17 protein-coding genes are annotated in these 13,654 nt (G+C 58.2%); 5 read left to right on the plus strand and 12 right to left on the minus strand.

The genetic code is table 11. The features are described 5' to 3' along the window. Nucleotides 1–81 precede the first annotated feature (81 nt). The gene (locus ACP15U_RS07470) at nucleotides 82–732 is read left to right on the plus strand and encodes a TetR/AcrR family transcriptional regulator (RefSeq protein WP_425044524.1); all 651 of its coding nucleotides are present in this window, start codon (nucleotides 82–84) and stop codon (nucleotides 730–732) included. Here ACP15U_RS07470 and ACP15U_RS07475 read toward each other — a convergent pair. Both ACP15U_RS07475 and ACP15U_RS07480 read right to left on the minus strand, forming a co-directional pair. Further along, nucleotides 677–1,438, minus strand: a complete 762-nt coding sequence (locus ACP15U_RS07475; RefSeq protein ID WP_425044525.1) for an NYN domain-containing protein — start codon at nucleotides 1,436–1,438, stop codon at nucleotides 677–679. The two genes, ACP15U_RS07470 and ACP15U_RS07475, sit on opposite strands and share 56 nt — an antisense overlap. Nucleotides 1,439–1,538: 100 nt before the next feature. After that, complete coding sequence (locus ACP15U_RS07480) at nucleotides 1,539–2,651, minus strand: S-(hydroxymethyl)glutathione dehydrogenase/class III alcohol dehydrogenase (RefSeq protein WP_425044526.1); 1,113 nt, start codon at nucleotides 2,649–2,651, stop codon at nucleotides 1,539–1,541. A 126-nt stretch (nucleotides 2,652–2,777) separates the two neighbouring features. Here ACP15U_RS07480 and ACP15U_RS07485 point away from each other — a divergent pair, with 126 nt between their 5' ends. Then, nucleotides 2,778–3,026 carry an I78 family peptidase inhibitor gene (locus ACP15U_RS07485; protein ID WP_425044527.1) on the plus strand — a complete coding sequence of 83 codons (249 nt, stop codon included), beginning with the start codon at nucleotides 2,778–2,780 and terminating at the stop codon, nucleotides 3,024–3,026. Between the two features lie 5 nt (nucleotides 3,027–3,031). On the opposite strand, the gene ACP15U_RS07490 is transcribed toward ACP15U_RS07485, so the two are convergent. Next, complete coding sequence (locus tag ACP15U_RS07490; protein WP_425044528.1) at nucleotides 3,032–3,505, minus strand: cytochrome c; 474 nt, start codon at nucleotides 3,503–3,505, stop codon at nucleotides 3,032–3,034. Between the two features lie 95 nt (nucleotides 3,506–3,600). On the opposite strand from ACP15U_RS07490, the gene ACP15U_RS07495 reads away from it, so the two are divergent. Continuing rightward, the gene (locus ACP15U_RS07495) at nucleotides 3,601–5,253 is read left to right on the plus strand and encodes a Y-family DNA polymerase (RefSeq protein WP_425044529.1); all 1,653 of its coding nucleotides are present in this window, start codon (nucleotides 3,601–3,603) and stop codon (nucleotides 5,251–5,253) included. Between the two features lie 61 nt (nucleotides 5,254–5,314). Then, nucleotides 5,315–5,665 carry a DUF2794 domain-containing protein gene (locus ACP15U_RS07500; RefSeq protein ID WP_425044530.1) on the plus strand — a complete coding sequence of 117 codons (351 nt, stop codon included), beginning with the start codon at nucleotides 5,315–5,317 and terminating at the stop codon, nucleotides 5,663–5,665. Here ACP15U_RS07500 and ACP15U_RS07505 read toward each other — a convergent pair. The 3 genes from ACP15U_RS07505 to ACP15U_RS07515 all read right to left on the minus strand — a co-directional run bounded on the left by ACP15U_RS07505 (nucleotide 5,662) and on the right by ACP15U_RS07515 (nucleotide 8,373). Next, nucleotides 5,662–6,498, minus strand: coding sequence for a C40 family peptidase (locus ACP15U_RS07505; protein WP_425044531.1), 837 nt, complete (start codon nucleotides 6,496–6,498; stop codon nucleotides 5,662–5,664). The two genes, ACP15U_RS07500 and ACP15U_RS07505, sit on opposite strands and share 4 nt — an antisense overlap. Beyond that, nucleotides 6,495–7,874, minus strand: a complete 1,380-nt coding sequence (locus ACP15U_RS07510; RefSeq protein WP_425044532.1) for a leucyl aminopeptidase family protein — start codon at nucleotides 7,872–7,874, stop codon at nucleotides 6,495–6,497. The genes ACP15U_RS07505 and ACP15U_RS07510 overlap by 4 nt, the downstream gene beginning before the upstream one ends. A gap of 109 nt (nucleotides 7,875–7,983) precedes the next feature. Next, nucleotides 7,984–8,373, minus strand: a complete 390-nt coding sequence (locus ACP15U_RS07515) for a hypothetical protein (protein WP_425044669.1) — start codon at nucleotides 8,371–8,373, stop codon at nucleotides 7,984–7,986. A gap of 139 nt (nucleotides 8,374–8,512) precedes the next feature. On the opposite strand from ACP15U_RS07515, the gene ACP15U_RS07520 reads away from it, so the two are divergent. Beyond that, nucleotides 8,513–9,163 (plus strand): carbonic anhydrase, encoded by a 651-nt coding sequence (locus ACP15U_RS07520; protein WP_425044533.1) that lies wholly within the window; start codon nucleotides 8,513–8,515, stop codon nucleotides 9,161–9,163. 69 nt (nucleotides 9,164–9,232) lie between these two features. Here the strand turns inward: ACP15U_RS07520 and ACP15U_RS07525 are convergent, their stop codons facing one another. From ACP15U_RS07525 to ACP15U_RS07550, 6 genes are all read right to left on the minus strand, one after another. Then, nucleotides 9,233–9,424 carry a hypothetical protein gene (locus ACP15U_RS07525; RefSeq protein ID WP_425044534.1) on the minus strand — a complete coding sequence of 64 codons (192 nt, stop codon included), beginning with the start codon at nucleotides 9,422–9,424 and terminating at the stop codon, nucleotides 9,233–9,235. Between the two features lie 41 nt (nucleotides 9,425–9,465). Next, on the minus strand, nucleotides 9,466–9,645 hold the full coding sequence (locus tag ACP15U_RS07530) for a hypothetical protein (protein WP_425044535.1): 180 nt from the start codon (nucleotides 9,643–9,645) through the stop codon (nucleotides 9,466–9,468). Beyond that, nucleotides 9,642–9,863: a hypothetical protein gene (locus tag ACP15U_RS07535; RefSeq protein WP_425044536.1), complete on the minus strand. Its 222-nt coding sequence runs from the start codon at nucleotides 9,861–9,863 to the stop codon at nucleotides 9,642–9,644. The genes ACP15U_RS07530 and ACP15U_RS07535 overlap by 4 nt, the downstream gene beginning before the upstream one ends. Nucleotides 9,864–10,295: 432 nt before the next feature. After that, complete coding sequence (locus ACP15U_RS07540) at nucleotides 10,296–11,318, minus strand: aspartate-semialdehyde dehydrogenase (protein WP_425044537.1); 1,023 nt, start codon at nucleotides 11,316–11,318, stop codon at nucleotides 10,296–10,298. 218 nt (nucleotides 11,319–11,536) lie between these two features. Continuing rightward, a complete protein-coding gene (locus ACP15U_RS07545; RefSeq protein ID WP_425044538.1) occupies nucleotides 11,537–12,595 on the minus strand; it encodes a branched-chain amino acid ABC transporter permease in 1,059 nt (352 codons plus the stop codon). Continuing rightward, entirely contained in the window at nucleotides 12,592–13,623 is a 1,032-nt protein-coding gene (locus ACP15U_RS07550; protein ID WP_425044539.1) for a branched-chain amino acid ABC transporter permease, read from the minus strand. The genes ACP15U_RS07545 and ACP15U_RS07550 overlap by 4 nt, the downstream gene beginning before the upstream one ends. Nucleotides 13,624–13,654: the final 31 nt, after the last annotated feature.

Raw genomic sequence — 13,654 nt, forward strand, 5'->3', positions numbered from 1 at the left:
ATTCCGATTCAGTGCATGCGAATCCTTGAAACTGAACTGACCAGTTTATATCCTCGCTGGGTGAATATGTAAGGATCCGCAATGACCGCAGCTTCGCCAATCTTGCGCACCGGAAGAAAGTTCGATCAGGTTCTGGCCGGTGCCCGCGACGTGTTCATGGCAGACGGGTTCGAAGGTGCCAGTGTTGATGATATTGCACGGGCTGCCGGTGTCTCCAAGGCGACGCTTTACAGCTATTTCCCCGACAAGCGGTTGCTGTTCATGGAAGTGGCCCAGACGGAATGCACCTGCATGGCGGATCGGATCGTCGAAATGATCGACGAGACCCGCCCGGCACGCGAGGTTTTGCACTTTACCGCGACACAGGTGATTGCGTTTCTGGTATCGGATTTTGCCCAACAGGTGTTCCGGATCTGTGTGGCCGAGAAAGAACGTTTTCCCGAGCTGGCCCGCACCTTTTATCAGGCCGGACCGGAAACAGGGCGGTTGCGCATTAGCGATTATCTGGAAAAGGCCGTGGCCCGTGGTGAGCTGCAGATAGACGATATCCCGATGGCGGCCGAACAGTTTTCTGAGCTGTGTAAGACACGACTTTGGAGTCGTGCCGTTTTTGGAGTGCAAAGCGAGTTCACCAAAGAAGAAATCGACGAGGTGGCAGCCTATACCACCGAGATGTTCATGGCGCGCTACGGCGTGAGATCGGCTTTAACTGCAAATCATCCCGATACCTGATCTTGAAGTTTCCGTTGTTGCCGGACTCTTCGAAACGTTCGGTCGCCCGAACGAGATCACTTAGCTTTTTGTAGCCATAGCTGCGGGAATCAAAATCGGGGTACCGCCTGCCCAGTTCACTGCCGACATAGCCCATTCCAGCCCAGCCTTCGGGGTCGCTGGTGTTCAGAACGACATTTCGGATCAGCTGATAGGCTTTGTGCAGGTCCTGCTTTTTCTTTTTGGTAGATTTGCCGTCCTGCTCTTCATCCGCGGAAACCTCTGCTTCAAGGTTTTCGATATAGATGAACCGTTTGCACGCTGCGACGAAGGCCTCCGGTGTCTTTTGTAGTCCGATCCCGAAAACACCGAGACCCTGTTCCCGGATGCGGCTCGCCAGCCGGGTGAAATCGCTGTCGGATGATATCAGCACGAATGCGTCAAACCGGCCTGAATGAAGGATGTCCATGGCATCGATGACCAGTGCGATATCGCTGGCGTTCTTGCCAGTTGTGTTTGCAAATTGCTGATGCGGAACAATGGCCCAACGGGCAAGTGTTTCCTTGTCCCAGCCCTGCGGGGGACCGTGCGAGAAATCGCCATAGATTCTCCGAATACTGGCTTCGCCTAATGATGCGATCTCCGCGAAAATCACTTCGGCATGCTTGGACGAAATGTTGTCCGCGTCTATGAGAACGGCGAGGCGGTCGGCTTCTTTGGTGCTCAAATTAAGTTCCTCAAATCAATCTGATAAACTAGGTATGAGGAGGAAATTCAATTTAAAGGGGTGAACAGAGTGTTTCCGTTCACCCGATTATCTTGTTCAATCAGTACAGGACGACACTGCGGATGCTTTCGCCCTTGTGCATCAGGTCGAAGCCCTTGTTGATGTCTTCTAACCCCATGGTGTGCGTGATCATCGGATCAATCTCGATCTTGCCGTCCATGTACCAGTCAACGATTTTGGGTACATCGGTGCGGCCGCTTGCACCTCCAAAAGCGGTGCCGCGCCAGCTGCGCCCGGTGACAAGCTGGAAAGGACGGGTCGAGATCTCAGCCCCGGCTGGCGCGACACCGATGATGATGCTCTCGCCCCAACCTTTGTGTGCCGCTTCCAGTGCCGTGCGCATCACGCTGACATTGCCGGTGGCGTCAAAGGTGTAGTCTGCGCCGCCGTTGGTCAGACCTACAAGGTGTGCCACCATATCGCCGTCGACGTCGGCCGGGTTGACGAAGTCGGTCATACCGAACTTTTCAGCCATTTCGACCTTGGCGGGGTTGAGGTCTACGCCCACGATCTGATCGGCACCTGCAAGGCGTAGACCCTGTATCACGTTCAGGCCAATGCCGCCCAGCCCGAACACGATAGCCCGGCTGCCGATTTCGACTTTGGCGGTATTGATCACAGCTCCGATGCCGGTGGTCACGCCGCAGCCGATGTAGCAAATCTTGTCGAAAGGAGCATCCTTTCGGACCTTGGCGAGCGCGATTTCGGGCAGAACCGTGTGATTGGCAAAGGTCGAACACCCCATGTAGTGCAGAATCGGTGTGCCATCGAGCATCGAAAAGCGCGAAGTGCCGTCCGGCATCAGGCCCTGACCTTGCGTTTCCCGGATGGCTTGACACAGGTTGGTTTTGGGATTGAGGCAGTATTCGCATTCCCGACATTCCGGGGTGTAGAGGGGAATGACATGGTCTCCCGGCTTCAGGCTGGTTACGCCGGGGCCGACCTCCAGCACCACACCGGCGCCTTCGTGCCCAAGAATTGCGGGAAACTGACCTTCGGGATCCGCGCCAGACCGGGTGAACTCGTCGGTATGGCACAGGCCGGTTGCTTTGATTTCGACCAGAACTTCGCCAGCCTTCGGGCCGTCGAGGTTCACCTCCATTATCTCCAGGGGTTTGCCCGCTTCCAGGGCGACGGCGGCACGGGTGCGCATGTTTCAGACCTCCTTGTTTTTCGTTACCCTGCGGTAGGTGGCGGGTGTTTTCAATGCCTCATTCGTGACACGTTTCTTAGAGAGCCTGAATTGCGGTATCCGACATGAACGAAGATAGGAGCGCCAATGAAACGACTTCTGCTGATTGCCCCACTTCTGGCGGCTTGCGGTGATGGTGCGGATAAAACCGCATCCTGTAATGCCGACGGTTGGGCGGGGGTGGTAGGAAAACCGGTGTCCGAAATTCAGTCACAGCTCCCTTCGGGAACGCGTGTTCTGGGGCCGAACTCGGTTGTCACTCAGGATTTTCGTCCTGATCGCACCAATGTTTCCGTGGATGCGGGCGGGGTCGTCGTGCGGGTCTGGTGCGGCTGAACCGGTTACGGTGGCCGGCGATATCGTTGGTGGCAATCCAGGCAGGTTCTGACAACCGCGGGTGCCGTCTGGCGGAGGCGGTTCAGGCTGTTGGCGTTGAGTGATCGGGCGGACGCCCGGGCTGCGCGGGCACGGGCGCGAAAGTCATTCCAATTCGACCAGATCCGCGGTTTGGCGCGGGTGGCCGTATCGTATTTATATCGTTGAAACCGCCGCGGAATGTTGCCCATTGCGGCGATCAGGATTTTGCGATCCTGTCTGGCGCTGCGTGGGTCGAACCGGTGGCGGCCCGCGATCATCTGGTTGAGTCTGTTCAATGCCTTGCTGGCATCCCGCATCCCTTCCACCCGTGCCTGAACGTGAGGGTCGCTCACGGAAATCATGTCTTCGGCCCGGAGCGGTAGCGTCGGCAGAGGCAGGATTGACAGCGTTGTCAGGCACATGGCCAGCAGCAGTATGTTCCGTAGCAATGCTGGCATGACGGCCCTTGATGACTCGACAGATCAGGTGCAGGCATCATATAGAACAAAATATGAACATATAGTTTCGATCGATCCCATCTTCGGTTCCGTCCATGTCCAAACGCCGTATTCTCTCGTTGTGGTTCCCCCGCCTTGGGGCAGAGCGGCTGATGCGTATGGCACGTGGTCTTGCCGACGGACCTCTGGCGGTGGTGGCCGATCAGGGCAACATGCAGGTGGTCGCGTCGATCAATCAGGCTGGTGAGGAGGCCGGGGTGCAGGTGGGGCAGCCGGTGCGTGATGCTCATGCCATGTGTGGGCATCTTCTGACACGGCCGCAGAATGCACCGGCCGAGGCCGCTTTCCTGACTGCGTTGCGGCGCTGGGCGGGGAAATTCTCACCTTGGGTGGCCGAGGAAGCTGCAGATGGGTTGGTGATCGATCTCAGTGGATGTGCGCATTTGTTTGGCGGAGAAGAGGCGCTGCTGTCGGTGATCGAGACAGATTGTGGGGATATGGGGCTGACGGTGCGATTGGGGATTGCCGATACACTGGGCGCGGCCTGGGCGTTGGCGCGGTTCGCCGGGCAGCAGGCAGGGTCCGACCGGTCAGGCGATGCGATTTCCCAAGAGGCCCGTGCGACACGCGCCCGCGCCGGAAAGCGGCGGCACTGGACCCGGGGCGGTACGGCCCCGCCGGCTGTAACGCCTGGCGGCGGGGCGCGGATCGCGCCACCGGGGCAGAGCTACAGGGCGCTCAGCCCGCTTCCGATTGCCGCTTTGCGGGTGGACGCTTCTGTGGTGACCCAGCTGAACCGCCTTGGTCTGCGGCGGGTGGAGGACCTGTTGGGGCAGCCCCGCGCTTCGCTGGCCCGTCGATTTGGACGCGGTTTGGTGCACCGACTTGACCAGGCCATGGGCAGTGCGCCCGAGCCGGTTTCCCCCGCCCGGGCTCCGGATCATTTCGCGGTCCGGATGACCCTGCCGGATCCAATCGGTTTGAAAGAAGACCTGATGGCCGGAATCGATCGTCTTCTTCCGACACTCTGCGCCCGGTTGGAGGCGCGCGGTCGTGGTGTCCGCACCCTGCGACTCGAAGCGCATCGCACTGATCAGGCCGCAGAGGTGGTAGAGGTTGGGTTGGCCCGCCCAAGCCATGATCGCCATCGTATTCGCCCGCTGCTCGAGATGAAGATCGACGGCATAGATGCGGGTTTCGGCATCGACATGCTACGGCTTCAGGCCATCCAAACCGAACCGGTTCATGCACGTACCTTGTCTGGCCATGCCGAAGCCAATCGAGCGGTGCGGGAAAGACTGGCCGGGAATACTGCCGTCGACGATCTGATCGGTAAGCTGGGTGCCCGGGTGGGGATGGAAGCAATCACTCGGCGACACCCCGTCCCGTCCCATATTCCCGAAAAAACCGCACAGGTTCTGGCCGCTGCCTGGTCGGAGCCGGCAAGTGACTGGCCCGCTGCGGTCCGGCCCCGCCCGTTGCTGCTCTGGTCACCCGAACCGGTGATGGCCCCGGATACGGCTTCGGTTCCCAACAGGTTCCGCTGGCGAGGGCGAGATTGGCATCTGGCCGAGGCCTCGGGCCCCGAGAGGATCGCTCCGGAATGGTGGCTTGACGACCCCAACTGGCGCAGTGGCGTGCGTGATTACTGGGTTGTTGTCACGAAGCAGGGGGACCGGCTCTGGCTCTATCTTGGCCACGGCGGCACCATGTCGCCAGGTTGGTTCTGCCAGGGCAGTTTTGCATAAGCGCCGAACCAAATTCCGGGTGGGGCTTGATTTGGTAACGATTTCTAGCGAGGCTTGAGCCATGAACATGCAGCCTCCAAGTCCCTTTTCGAAGGGTTCGGCCACAACGCAGGTCTCGTTCGACCGCAAGGAACTATCTGTTATTCTCGCTGTCTATGGCCGGATGGTGGCGGCTGGGGAATGGCGGGATTACGGTATCTCCACCTTGCGCGACATGGCGGTGTTTTCAGTATTTCGCAAAACGGCAGAACACCCGATCTACCGGATCGAGAAGCATCCCCAACTGCGTGGCAGGCAGGGAATGTACTCGGTGATTGGCATGGACGGCAGAATTCTGAAGCGCGGTCACGATCTCAAAACCGTTCTGCGGGTGCTGGAGCGAAAGTTGATCCGGTCAGTCGACCCGGATTAACCCGTGACCGACAGGCGCCGATGTGCAGTCACCGGCCCGTCCCCTTGCGTTTTGATGCGGGAAATAGCCTCTTCCAGCGGCTCATACGCAGTGGCCATGTGAAAAGCATTTGCGTGCAGCAGGGTATCGGGCCCGGCGACAAGCCCAACATGCCCTTTCCAGAACAGCAAGTCTCCGCGTTGAATTTCGGACCCGGCTGGCAACAGCACACCCAGACTTTCGGCCTGCATGTCGCTGTCGCCGGGGCAATCCATGCCGCAGGCTAGCACCGCTGCCTGCACCAAACCGGAACAGTCGACCCCCAGATGGCTGTTTCCACCCCAAAGATAGGGCGTACCCAGAAACCGGGCGGCCACCTCAACCGGGTCAGCCAGGGCAACCCCGATCGGGGACAAGTGCTGAACGGGCAAGAACCCTTCTTCGATCTCGGCGAAGCCACCCGAAACCGCGCCGACGGCTATCCGGCTGCCGAAACTGAGATTCAACCGGTCAGGTGATTTCATGTCTGGCGCCGAATAGACATGTGTGGCCCGCGCAGAGACCAGATGGGTTGCCTCGTGTGCCGGCGACACGGTTTCGGCCGGAATGTAACCAACGTACCCGTCTTTCTCAGCCTGAACAAAACACCAGCCTTCACGGGTTTCGTACACCGTCACACGGTCTCCCCATAGCAGTTGGCGATCACGCGCTCCACCCGGAGAGCGGCACAGGTCAACCACCGGACAGCTTACCTGCATCGGTGAACCGGTAACCCGATTCTGGCCTTCGGAGGGTGCCGGCAAATGCGCCGCAGTGACACGGGCATTGCTTGGGGTCAGGCGTGGGTCGCTCACAGGCCCAAGAGGTCCGGTAGGGCGATCAACAGGGCGCGCGGTCCCTGACCCAAACCACCTTTGGATCGGCCCGGCGCCTTGACGGGCTGCCAGCCGTAGATGTCGAAATGCACGTACCGACCTTCGCCGGCAAAGCGGCGCAGGAACAGCGCTGCTGTTATCGCGCCGGCGAACCCGCCGGCTGGTGCGTTGTCGAGATCCGCAAGATCCGGCTCGATTTTCACCTCATAGGGTTCATGGAAGGGCAGGCGCCAGACGGGATCCGCAGCTTTTGGTGCGGCGGCAATTAACGCGTTGGCCACAGCTTCGTCATCGGTAAAAAACGGGGCCAGATCCGGGCCGACTGCAACACGCGCCGCGCCGGTAAGGGTTGCCATCGAAATCATCAAGTCGGGCGTTTCTTCGGCGGCGAGGGACAACGCATCGGCAAGCACAAGCCGCCCTTCGGCATCCGTGTTGTTGACCTCGACCGTCAGTCCCTTGCGCGATGTCAGAATATCGCCGGGGCGAAATGCGTTTCCTGACACGGAGTTTTCCACCGCAGGTATCAGAACCCTGAGCTGAAGCGGCAGTTTCAAGGTCATGATCATTCGCGCCAACCCCAGAACATTGGCAGCGCCGCCCATATCCTTTTTCATCAAGGCCATCGCATTCGCGGGTTTCAGATCAAGACCGCCAGTATCGAAACACACGCCCTTGCCGACCAAGGTCAGCGTTGGGCCGGATTGACCCCAGCGCAGATCGACAAGCCGCGGCAGGCGGTCCGCAGCCCGACCGACGGCATGAATCATGGGCAGGTTGTGGTCCAGCAGTGTGTCGCCGGTTATCGTTTCGATGGTTGCACCAAATTCGGCGGCGAGGCTCCGGGTGGCCTCTTCAAGAGCGTCCGGCCCCATATCAGAAGCGGGCGTATTGATGAGGTCGCGTGTAAGCTGCTCTGCGGCGGCCATCGCCACGACCCGATCGGCATCCACCCCGTCGGGTGCCACCAGCCGAGCTGATTTCGAACCGCCCTTTTTGTAACGGTCGAACCGGTAGGCGGTCATCAGCCAGCCCAGGCATTCTTTGAGCAGGTTCATATCTTCTGGAAACCCGGCAAGCCGGTAGTCTCCCTCAGGAAGACGTTCGGCAGCTGCGGCCAGAGCAAACCTTACACGATCACGCTTTGCTTTCGTGCCAAACCCTGCAAGCGCCATGAGCGTGGTTCCATCTGACGCGGGAACCAACAAAGCCTCTCCGAGTGCGCCGGTGAACCCGTTTGTCGCCACCCAAGACCGAATAGGTTCAGGTTGCTCCTGCAACCATCTGTCCATGTCGGGTTTTGCCAGAACATGCAGGGCGATCGGGTCGGGGGCATTGGAAAAGCTCGGGGACATTTGGGCCTCGGGTCGTTCGTGATGCCGCCACAGTAACGGCCTCGCCGCCGCTCGCAAGCCCGGGTGGAGCAGAACCGCTGCGCCGTCCCTCGTCCTGCTTGGCAGTCCCCTAGAGTGAAAGGTCTCGCTGATCCCAAACCGCAGTCAAAGATCCCTCGCCTATTCGGATCAGGCGGAACAGGGTCGCGGCAATGGCAGCGCTGTCTTCATTGTCGACACATTCGGTTACATCCCCTGCTACCCGGGCCATTGCGACCAACCCGATCTGATCAGAAATCGCAATCAGGGATCTGGCGCTCTTGCGCAGATCCCTCAACTTGGCCTGACGCCATAGGCGCTCACAATGGGTGAGGCGCACGGCAAGCTCCTCGACCGCCCGACAAACCACATTTTCGGCTTCGGCCTCGCCCAGTTGACGATAAAGATTTGCCAGTTTCTCGGAATCCAGACGCACGGTTTCCGCCTGTTTTAGCGCGATCAGCTGTTCCACCACATTCACCCCTTTGATCTGCCCCCACGGCTCGATGACATTGGCCTCCTTAAGTTTGCAAAAGGTTGCACGCGAGGCTCTGAAATTTCTCGAATTTTGTTTCATTTCGCACTATGTCAGGAGGACTCGAAACGAAACGGATGGCATCATGGACTCTGCTCGCCCTCTTCCCACGTATCTTGTGAAACGGTACCACGGTTGGAAAGCGACCACGTACGACGAAAACCAGGGTTGGTATCGACGCCTTGCCAACGAAGGGCAGCGCCCGCGCGCCATGGTTATTTCGTGCTGCGACAGCCGAGTGCATGTGACCTCTATCTTCGGTGCCGATCAGGGTGAATTCTTCATTCACCGCAATATCGCCAACCTGGTTCCCCCTTATCTGCCGGACGGTGACCATCACGGCACCTCTGCTGCGGTAGAATACGCTGTTACGGCCTTGAAGGTGTCGCATCTTATTGTGCTGGGCCATTCGCAATGCGGCGGTGTGCAGGGCTGCATCGATATGTGCAAAGGCTCCGCTCCGCAGCTTGAAGCAAAAGAGAGTTTTGTCGGCCGCTGGATGGAGATTCTCAAACCCAAGTTTCCTGAGGTTGCAGATATCGAAGATATGCAGGTGCAGGCGCGCCATTTTGAGAAGCTGGCCGTTGTCGCCTCGCTGGAAAACCTGATGACCTTCCCGTTTGTGGCGTCTGCGGTTGAAGAGGGGTCGCTAAGCCTGCATGGGCTATGGACCGATATCGGCGAAGGCGGACTGGAATGCTTCGATCCGAAGGGCAATTCATTCTTCCCGGTCTGACACTGCTTAAAAAATGAGGGCAGGCGAATAGCCTGCCCTCTGCTCTGAGCGGACGAGGGAAAGTCCCGTTCAGGCTGCCAATGCGACATCATCCCTGACCACGCGCCGCGACGAGAACACCGGTGCCGCGGTTTTCTTTGCCCGGATTGCGGAGAGGTCAAACACCTCTCCCACGCTTTCCTTGGCCTGTCGTTTTGCATCCAGATAATCCAGAGCGGCGATACGGTTGGCGCGGGCGGTTTTGAGCAGCGAAGTGGTCATATTGAGTTCTCCTGAGTACGTGATTTTCTTGGAAAAGGGGATCAGGCGGCGTCGCCGGATGTGCCCCATACATTTGATACGAAGAACACACCGTTGCAGGTGCGTACTGGGTGCGATCCCGAGCGCCAGTCGTCCAGGGAAATCACGTTGTCCGCCTGGTCGGTCTTTGCGACCACGTTGCGGGTGGCATTTTGATTTTTGAATGCAATGATGTTGTTCATTTTCTTACCCCAGTTTCTGGAGGCGCAACCGCCTTGTTTGTGTTGGCAACTGATACAGGATTGATGACCCACGCGTCGGCCTGACTGATGCGCGGCGGGTCGATGCGGCCCGGTTGATCCGAGCACTTTGAAAAGAGGGAAACAGGAAGTCCTGCGACCGTGATTCGCAATTCCGTCACAACCCTTGAGGTAGTGATGCGAGGCGAAGTGGTTGTCATTTCCTGTCTCCTTAGGTTTGGAGGGTTGTTCGTTGATATGCCCATGCTTCGCCTTGATTCGGTCGGGATTCGACCGAGATTGTGGCAAAAAAGTGGAAAATCACACAAAAATCAAAAGATTGTCGCCATTTTGGCGCATAGTTTCCTTGTGGCTTCCGGATTTTGCAGGCTTCGGAAACAAGGAAATTCGACAGAAAGTTGTCTAAACCCTCGGATGAGTCGCTCTTCATGGGTTTGGCGTCACCGCTTTTTGCGTCTTTTTGACAAAAAGCGGGCGCCGAAAGGTCACCTCAGAGATGCGACGTTATACCGATAGGGCTAAATTGCGGTTCAAATTGGGCCGGGTTTGAGGAATCTTGAGGGGGCCGAATTGGAACACAAAAAAGCCGCCCAGCCGAAGGCAGGACGGCTTCAAGATTGTCTGACGAGGGATCAGCCCTTTTTCAGGACCTCTCTGCCGAGCAATTCCGCGATCTGAACCGCATTGAGCGCGGCACCTTTACGCAGGTTGTCAGAAACGCACCAAAGGTTCAGACCGTTTTCGATGGTGGAATCCTGACGGATACGGCTGATGAAGGTGGCGTAGTCGCCAACGCATTCCACCGGGCTGACGTAACCACCGTCTTCACGCTTGTCGATCACCATGACACCGGGCGACTCGCGCAGAATATCGCGCGCTTCGTCCTCATCGAGAAAATCCTCGAACTCGATGTTCACGGCTTCGGAGTGGCCAACAAACACGGGCACGCGGACACAAGTGGCCGTTACCTTGATCGACGGATCGACGATCTTTTTGGTTTCGGCAACCATCTTCCATTCTTCCTTGGTCGATCCGTCTTCCATGAAGACGTCGATATGGGGAATGACATTGAACGCGATTTGTTTGGTGAATTTCTTCGCCGGTTTGTCGTCGGTCGGGTTGTAGATCGACTTGGTCTGATCCCAGAGCTCATCGATCCCTTCCTTGCCGGCGCCGGAAACGGACTGGTAGGTCGACACGACGACCCGCTTGATCTTGGCCCGGTCGTGCAGCGGTTTCAGCGCGACCACCATCTGCGCCGTGGAACAGTTGGGATTGGCGATGATGTTCTTCTTGGTGTAGCCGTGCACAGCCTGCGGATTCACTTCTGGCACGATCAACGGAATGTCCGGGTCGTAGCGATACAGCGAGCTGTTGTCGATCACGGTGCAACCAGCCGCAGCCGCCTTGGGGCCGTAGGTTTTTGTCGCGTCCGAGCCGACGGCGAACAGCGCCATGTCCCATCCGGTGAAGTCGAATGTGTCCAGATCCTGGGTCTTCAGAGTTGTTTCGCCAAAGCTGACCTCGGTTCCCAGGGATTTCCGGCTTGCCAGCACGGCAATCTCATCCACAGGAAACTGGCGTTCTGCCAGAATGTTCAGCATTTCGCGGCCCACGTTGCCAGTGGCGCCTACGACGACGATACGGTAGCCCATTTTCTTGTTTCTCCAGATCTGCCCGGTCTCATGACCGGCGGCGGTTCCCTTACAAGGATTCCCGGCCATTTGAAAGGGGTTGCTCGGTCGACTCTGTCGCGGCGGCGCAGTTTGACCACTGGACCGGTAGCCACAATCGGGAAGATGGCTTGCGATGCCGGAATGAGGCGACGGACATCAATGTCTGGGGGCCTGATCCACCGCAGCGTTTTGTTTGCTCAGCCCCGTGCCTTTCGCATTCTGCCCACGACCCCGGTGGGGAAAAAATAGACGCTGAGGATGAACAGCACGCCCAACCAGAGCAACCACCGATCTGCGCTGAGAAGTTCAGGAAGGACAGGCAGGCCTTCGAACAAGCCCGACGCAGTACCCATCAGAGCTTGCAGATAGTTTTGAGCCAGCACGAACAGTGTGGCTCCGATCACGGCGCCGTACATCGTCCCCATACCTCCGATGACCACCATCAGAAGGATGTCGATCATGATCTCAAGGCTCAGGGTTGTATCGGGACCGACATATCGCAGCCAGACTGCATACAGGCTTCCGGCCAATGCGGCCGCGGATGCCGACAGGCAGGTTGCGGCGACCCTGTACAGTACGACCCGATATCCGATGGCTTCGGCGCGGAAGTCGTTTTCGCGGATCGCTTGCAGAACGCGCCCGAACGGCGAGTTGACCACGCGCAGTAACAGCAGAAACAGGATCAGCGCGCCGAAAAAGACGAAGTAGTAGGCCAGCAACTTGCCGTTCAGCTTCACTCCGAACAGGGTGTCGCCGAACTTGAACGCGGGTCCCAAGGCCCGGGGGGTCTTGAAGGTGAGACCGTCCTCACCCCCTGTCAAACCGGAAAGCTGGCTGACCAGAACAGCCACGGCCGAGGCAACCGCAAGGGTGATCATGGCGAAGAAGATCGCGCGAACGCGCAATGAAAACAGGCCGATCAACAAGGCCAGCGCAGCTGCCAGCCCGGCACCGGCCAGGGATCCCACTGCAATTGCATCGAAACCGCGCCCCATATGAGTAGAGGCCAAAGCAACCCCATAGGCCCCGATGCCAAAAAACATGGTGTGGGCGAAACTGACAATTCCACCATAGCCAAGCATCAGGTCGTAGCTGGCCACCAGTACAATAAAGATGCAAATACGCGCGGCGGTATCCACTGTACGGACGCCCGGAAACAGAAATGGCGCCAGTGCCAAACAAATGAAAATGACCGAAAGGATCAGCGCCAGCGCGGTCGAGCGGGGCAGGTCGCCAGAAAGAAGAGCCTTGATCATTTCGCTTTTACCACCGGGATCATGCCCATTGGGCGCCACATGAGGATGGCGACCATCAGGCCAATGTTGGAAATCAATGCCGCTTTGGGTTCAAGAAAGGCAACGTAGTTTTGCATGAGGCCGACCAGAAGGGCCCCGATGAAACAACCCTCGACGCTGCCAAGGCCGCCGATGATCACCACGATGAAGATCAGGATCATGGCCTGATTGCCCATATGGGCAGTGATCGTTTCCTGATAGAGCCCCCACATCACTCCACCTAGACCGGCAAGAGCCGAGCCAGCTATAAAAACACCGACAAAGACAAGACGCAGACGATAACCTAGTGCTTGCACCATTTCTCCGTTCTGCACCCCGGCCCGCACGATCAGGCCCAGCTTGGTCCGTTGCAGAACAAATCGCATGGCAAGAAAGATCACCAGTCCGACTCCCACGGCGACCAGACGATACTTTTCCACCGCAGCGCCGAACATTGTTAGCGCGCCTTTCAGCATCTCCGGCTTAGCGATGTAAATCTCGTCCGGTCCCCAGAGTACGACGATCAACTGCTCTACGACGATCAGGCCGCCCATCGTGACAAGAATTTGCTTCAGATGATGGCCATAGACGGGTTCGACGATCACTTTTTCAAAGGCCCAACCCATGAGCCCGGTCGCAAGCATGGCACCAAATACCGCCAGCAGAAGCGCCAGCAGGTTCAGGGCCAACGATGGCGCTCCGGTCATCTGTCCAAGCATGAGCAAGACTGAAACACCGACAAACGCCCCCACCGAGACAAAGGCACCGTGGCCGAAATTGATTACATCCATCAATCCGAAAACGAGGGTCAGGCCGCTGGCCATGATGAAAATCATCATGCCCATTGCCAGCCCGGACACCGTCAGGGTCAGCCACGATGACGTGCTGGGTATCGCCAGATACCCCAGCAAGGTCAGAACCGGGACCAACAGAACGGGTATCCAAGGGGCTAGACGCTCCCCTAGCGAAGCGCGCATCATTGTCGGCGCATGTTCAGGTGCGGTTGTCATCTTGGGGTTCCACCTAGTTGCAGTATGGAAA

The sequence above is a fragment of the Primorskyibacter sp. S87 genome (assembly GCF_049801055.1).
Taxonomy (GTDB): domain Bacteria; phylum Pseudomonadota; class Alphaproteobacteria; order Rhodobacterales; family Rhodobacteraceae; genus JBNAGF01.

Excerpts from the sequence above, each read along its gene's own strand:
- ACP15U_RS07510 (WP_425044532.1), bottom strand. The coding sequence starts at position 7,874 with ATGTCCCCGAGCTTTTCCAATGCCCCCGACCCGATCGCCCTGCATGTT.
- ACP15U_RS07550 (WP_425044539.1), bottom strand. The coding sequence starts at position 13,623 with ATGACAACCGCACCTGAACATGCGCCGACAATGATGCGCGCTTCGCTA.
- ACP15U_RS07500 (WP_425044530.1), top strand. The coding sequence starts at position 5,315 with ATGAACATGCAGCCTCCAAGTCCCTTTTCGAAGGGTTCGGCCACAACG.
- ACP15U_RS07540 (WP_425044537.1), bottom strand. The coding sequence starts at position 11,318 with ATGGGCTACCGTATCGTCGTCGTAGGCGCCACTGGCAACGTGGGCCGC.
- ACP15U_RS07535 (WP_425044536.1), bottom strand. The coding sequence starts at position 9,863 with ATGACAACCACTTCGCCTCGCATCACTACCTCAAGGGTTGTGACGGAA.
- ACP15U_RS07520 (WP_425044533.1), top strand. The coding sequence starts at position 8,513 with ATGGACTCTGCTCGCCCTCTTCCCACGTATCTTGTGAAACGGTACCAC.
- ACP15U_RS07480 (WP_425044526.1), bottom strand. The coding sequence starts at position 2,651 with ATGCGCACCCGTGCCGCCGTCGCCCTGGAAGCGGGCAAACCCCTGGAG.
- ACP15U_RS07490 (WP_425044528.1), bottom strand. The coding sequence starts at position 3,505 with ATGCCAGCATTGCTACGGAACATACTGCTGCTGGCCATGTGCCTGACA.
- ACP15U_RS07470 (WP_425044524.1), top strand. The coding sequence starts at position 82 with ATGACCGCAGCTTCGCCAATCTTGCGCACCGGAAGAAAGTTCGATCAG.
- ACP15U_RS07525 (WP_425044534.1), bottom strand. The coding sequence starts at position 9,424 with ATGACCACTTCGCTGCTCAAAACCGCCCGCGCCAACCGTATCGCCGCT.
- ACP15U_RS07485 (WP_425044527.1), top strand. The coding sequence starts at position 2,778 with ATGAAACGACTTCTGCTGATTGCCCCACTTCTGGCGGCTTGCGGTGAT.
- ACP15U_RS07530 (WP_425044535.1), bottom strand. The coding sequence starts at position 9,645 with ATGAACAACATCATTGCATTCAAAAATCAAAATGCCACCCGCAACGTG.
- ACP15U_RS07545 (WP_425044538.1), bottom strand. The coding sequence starts at position 12,595 with ATGATCAAGGCTCTTCTTTCTGGCGACCTGCCCCGCTCGACCGCGCTG.
- ACP15U_RS07495 (WP_425044529.1), top strand. The coding sequence starts at position 3,601 with ATGTCCAAACGCCGTATTCTCTCGTTGTGGTTCCCCCGCCTTGGGGCA.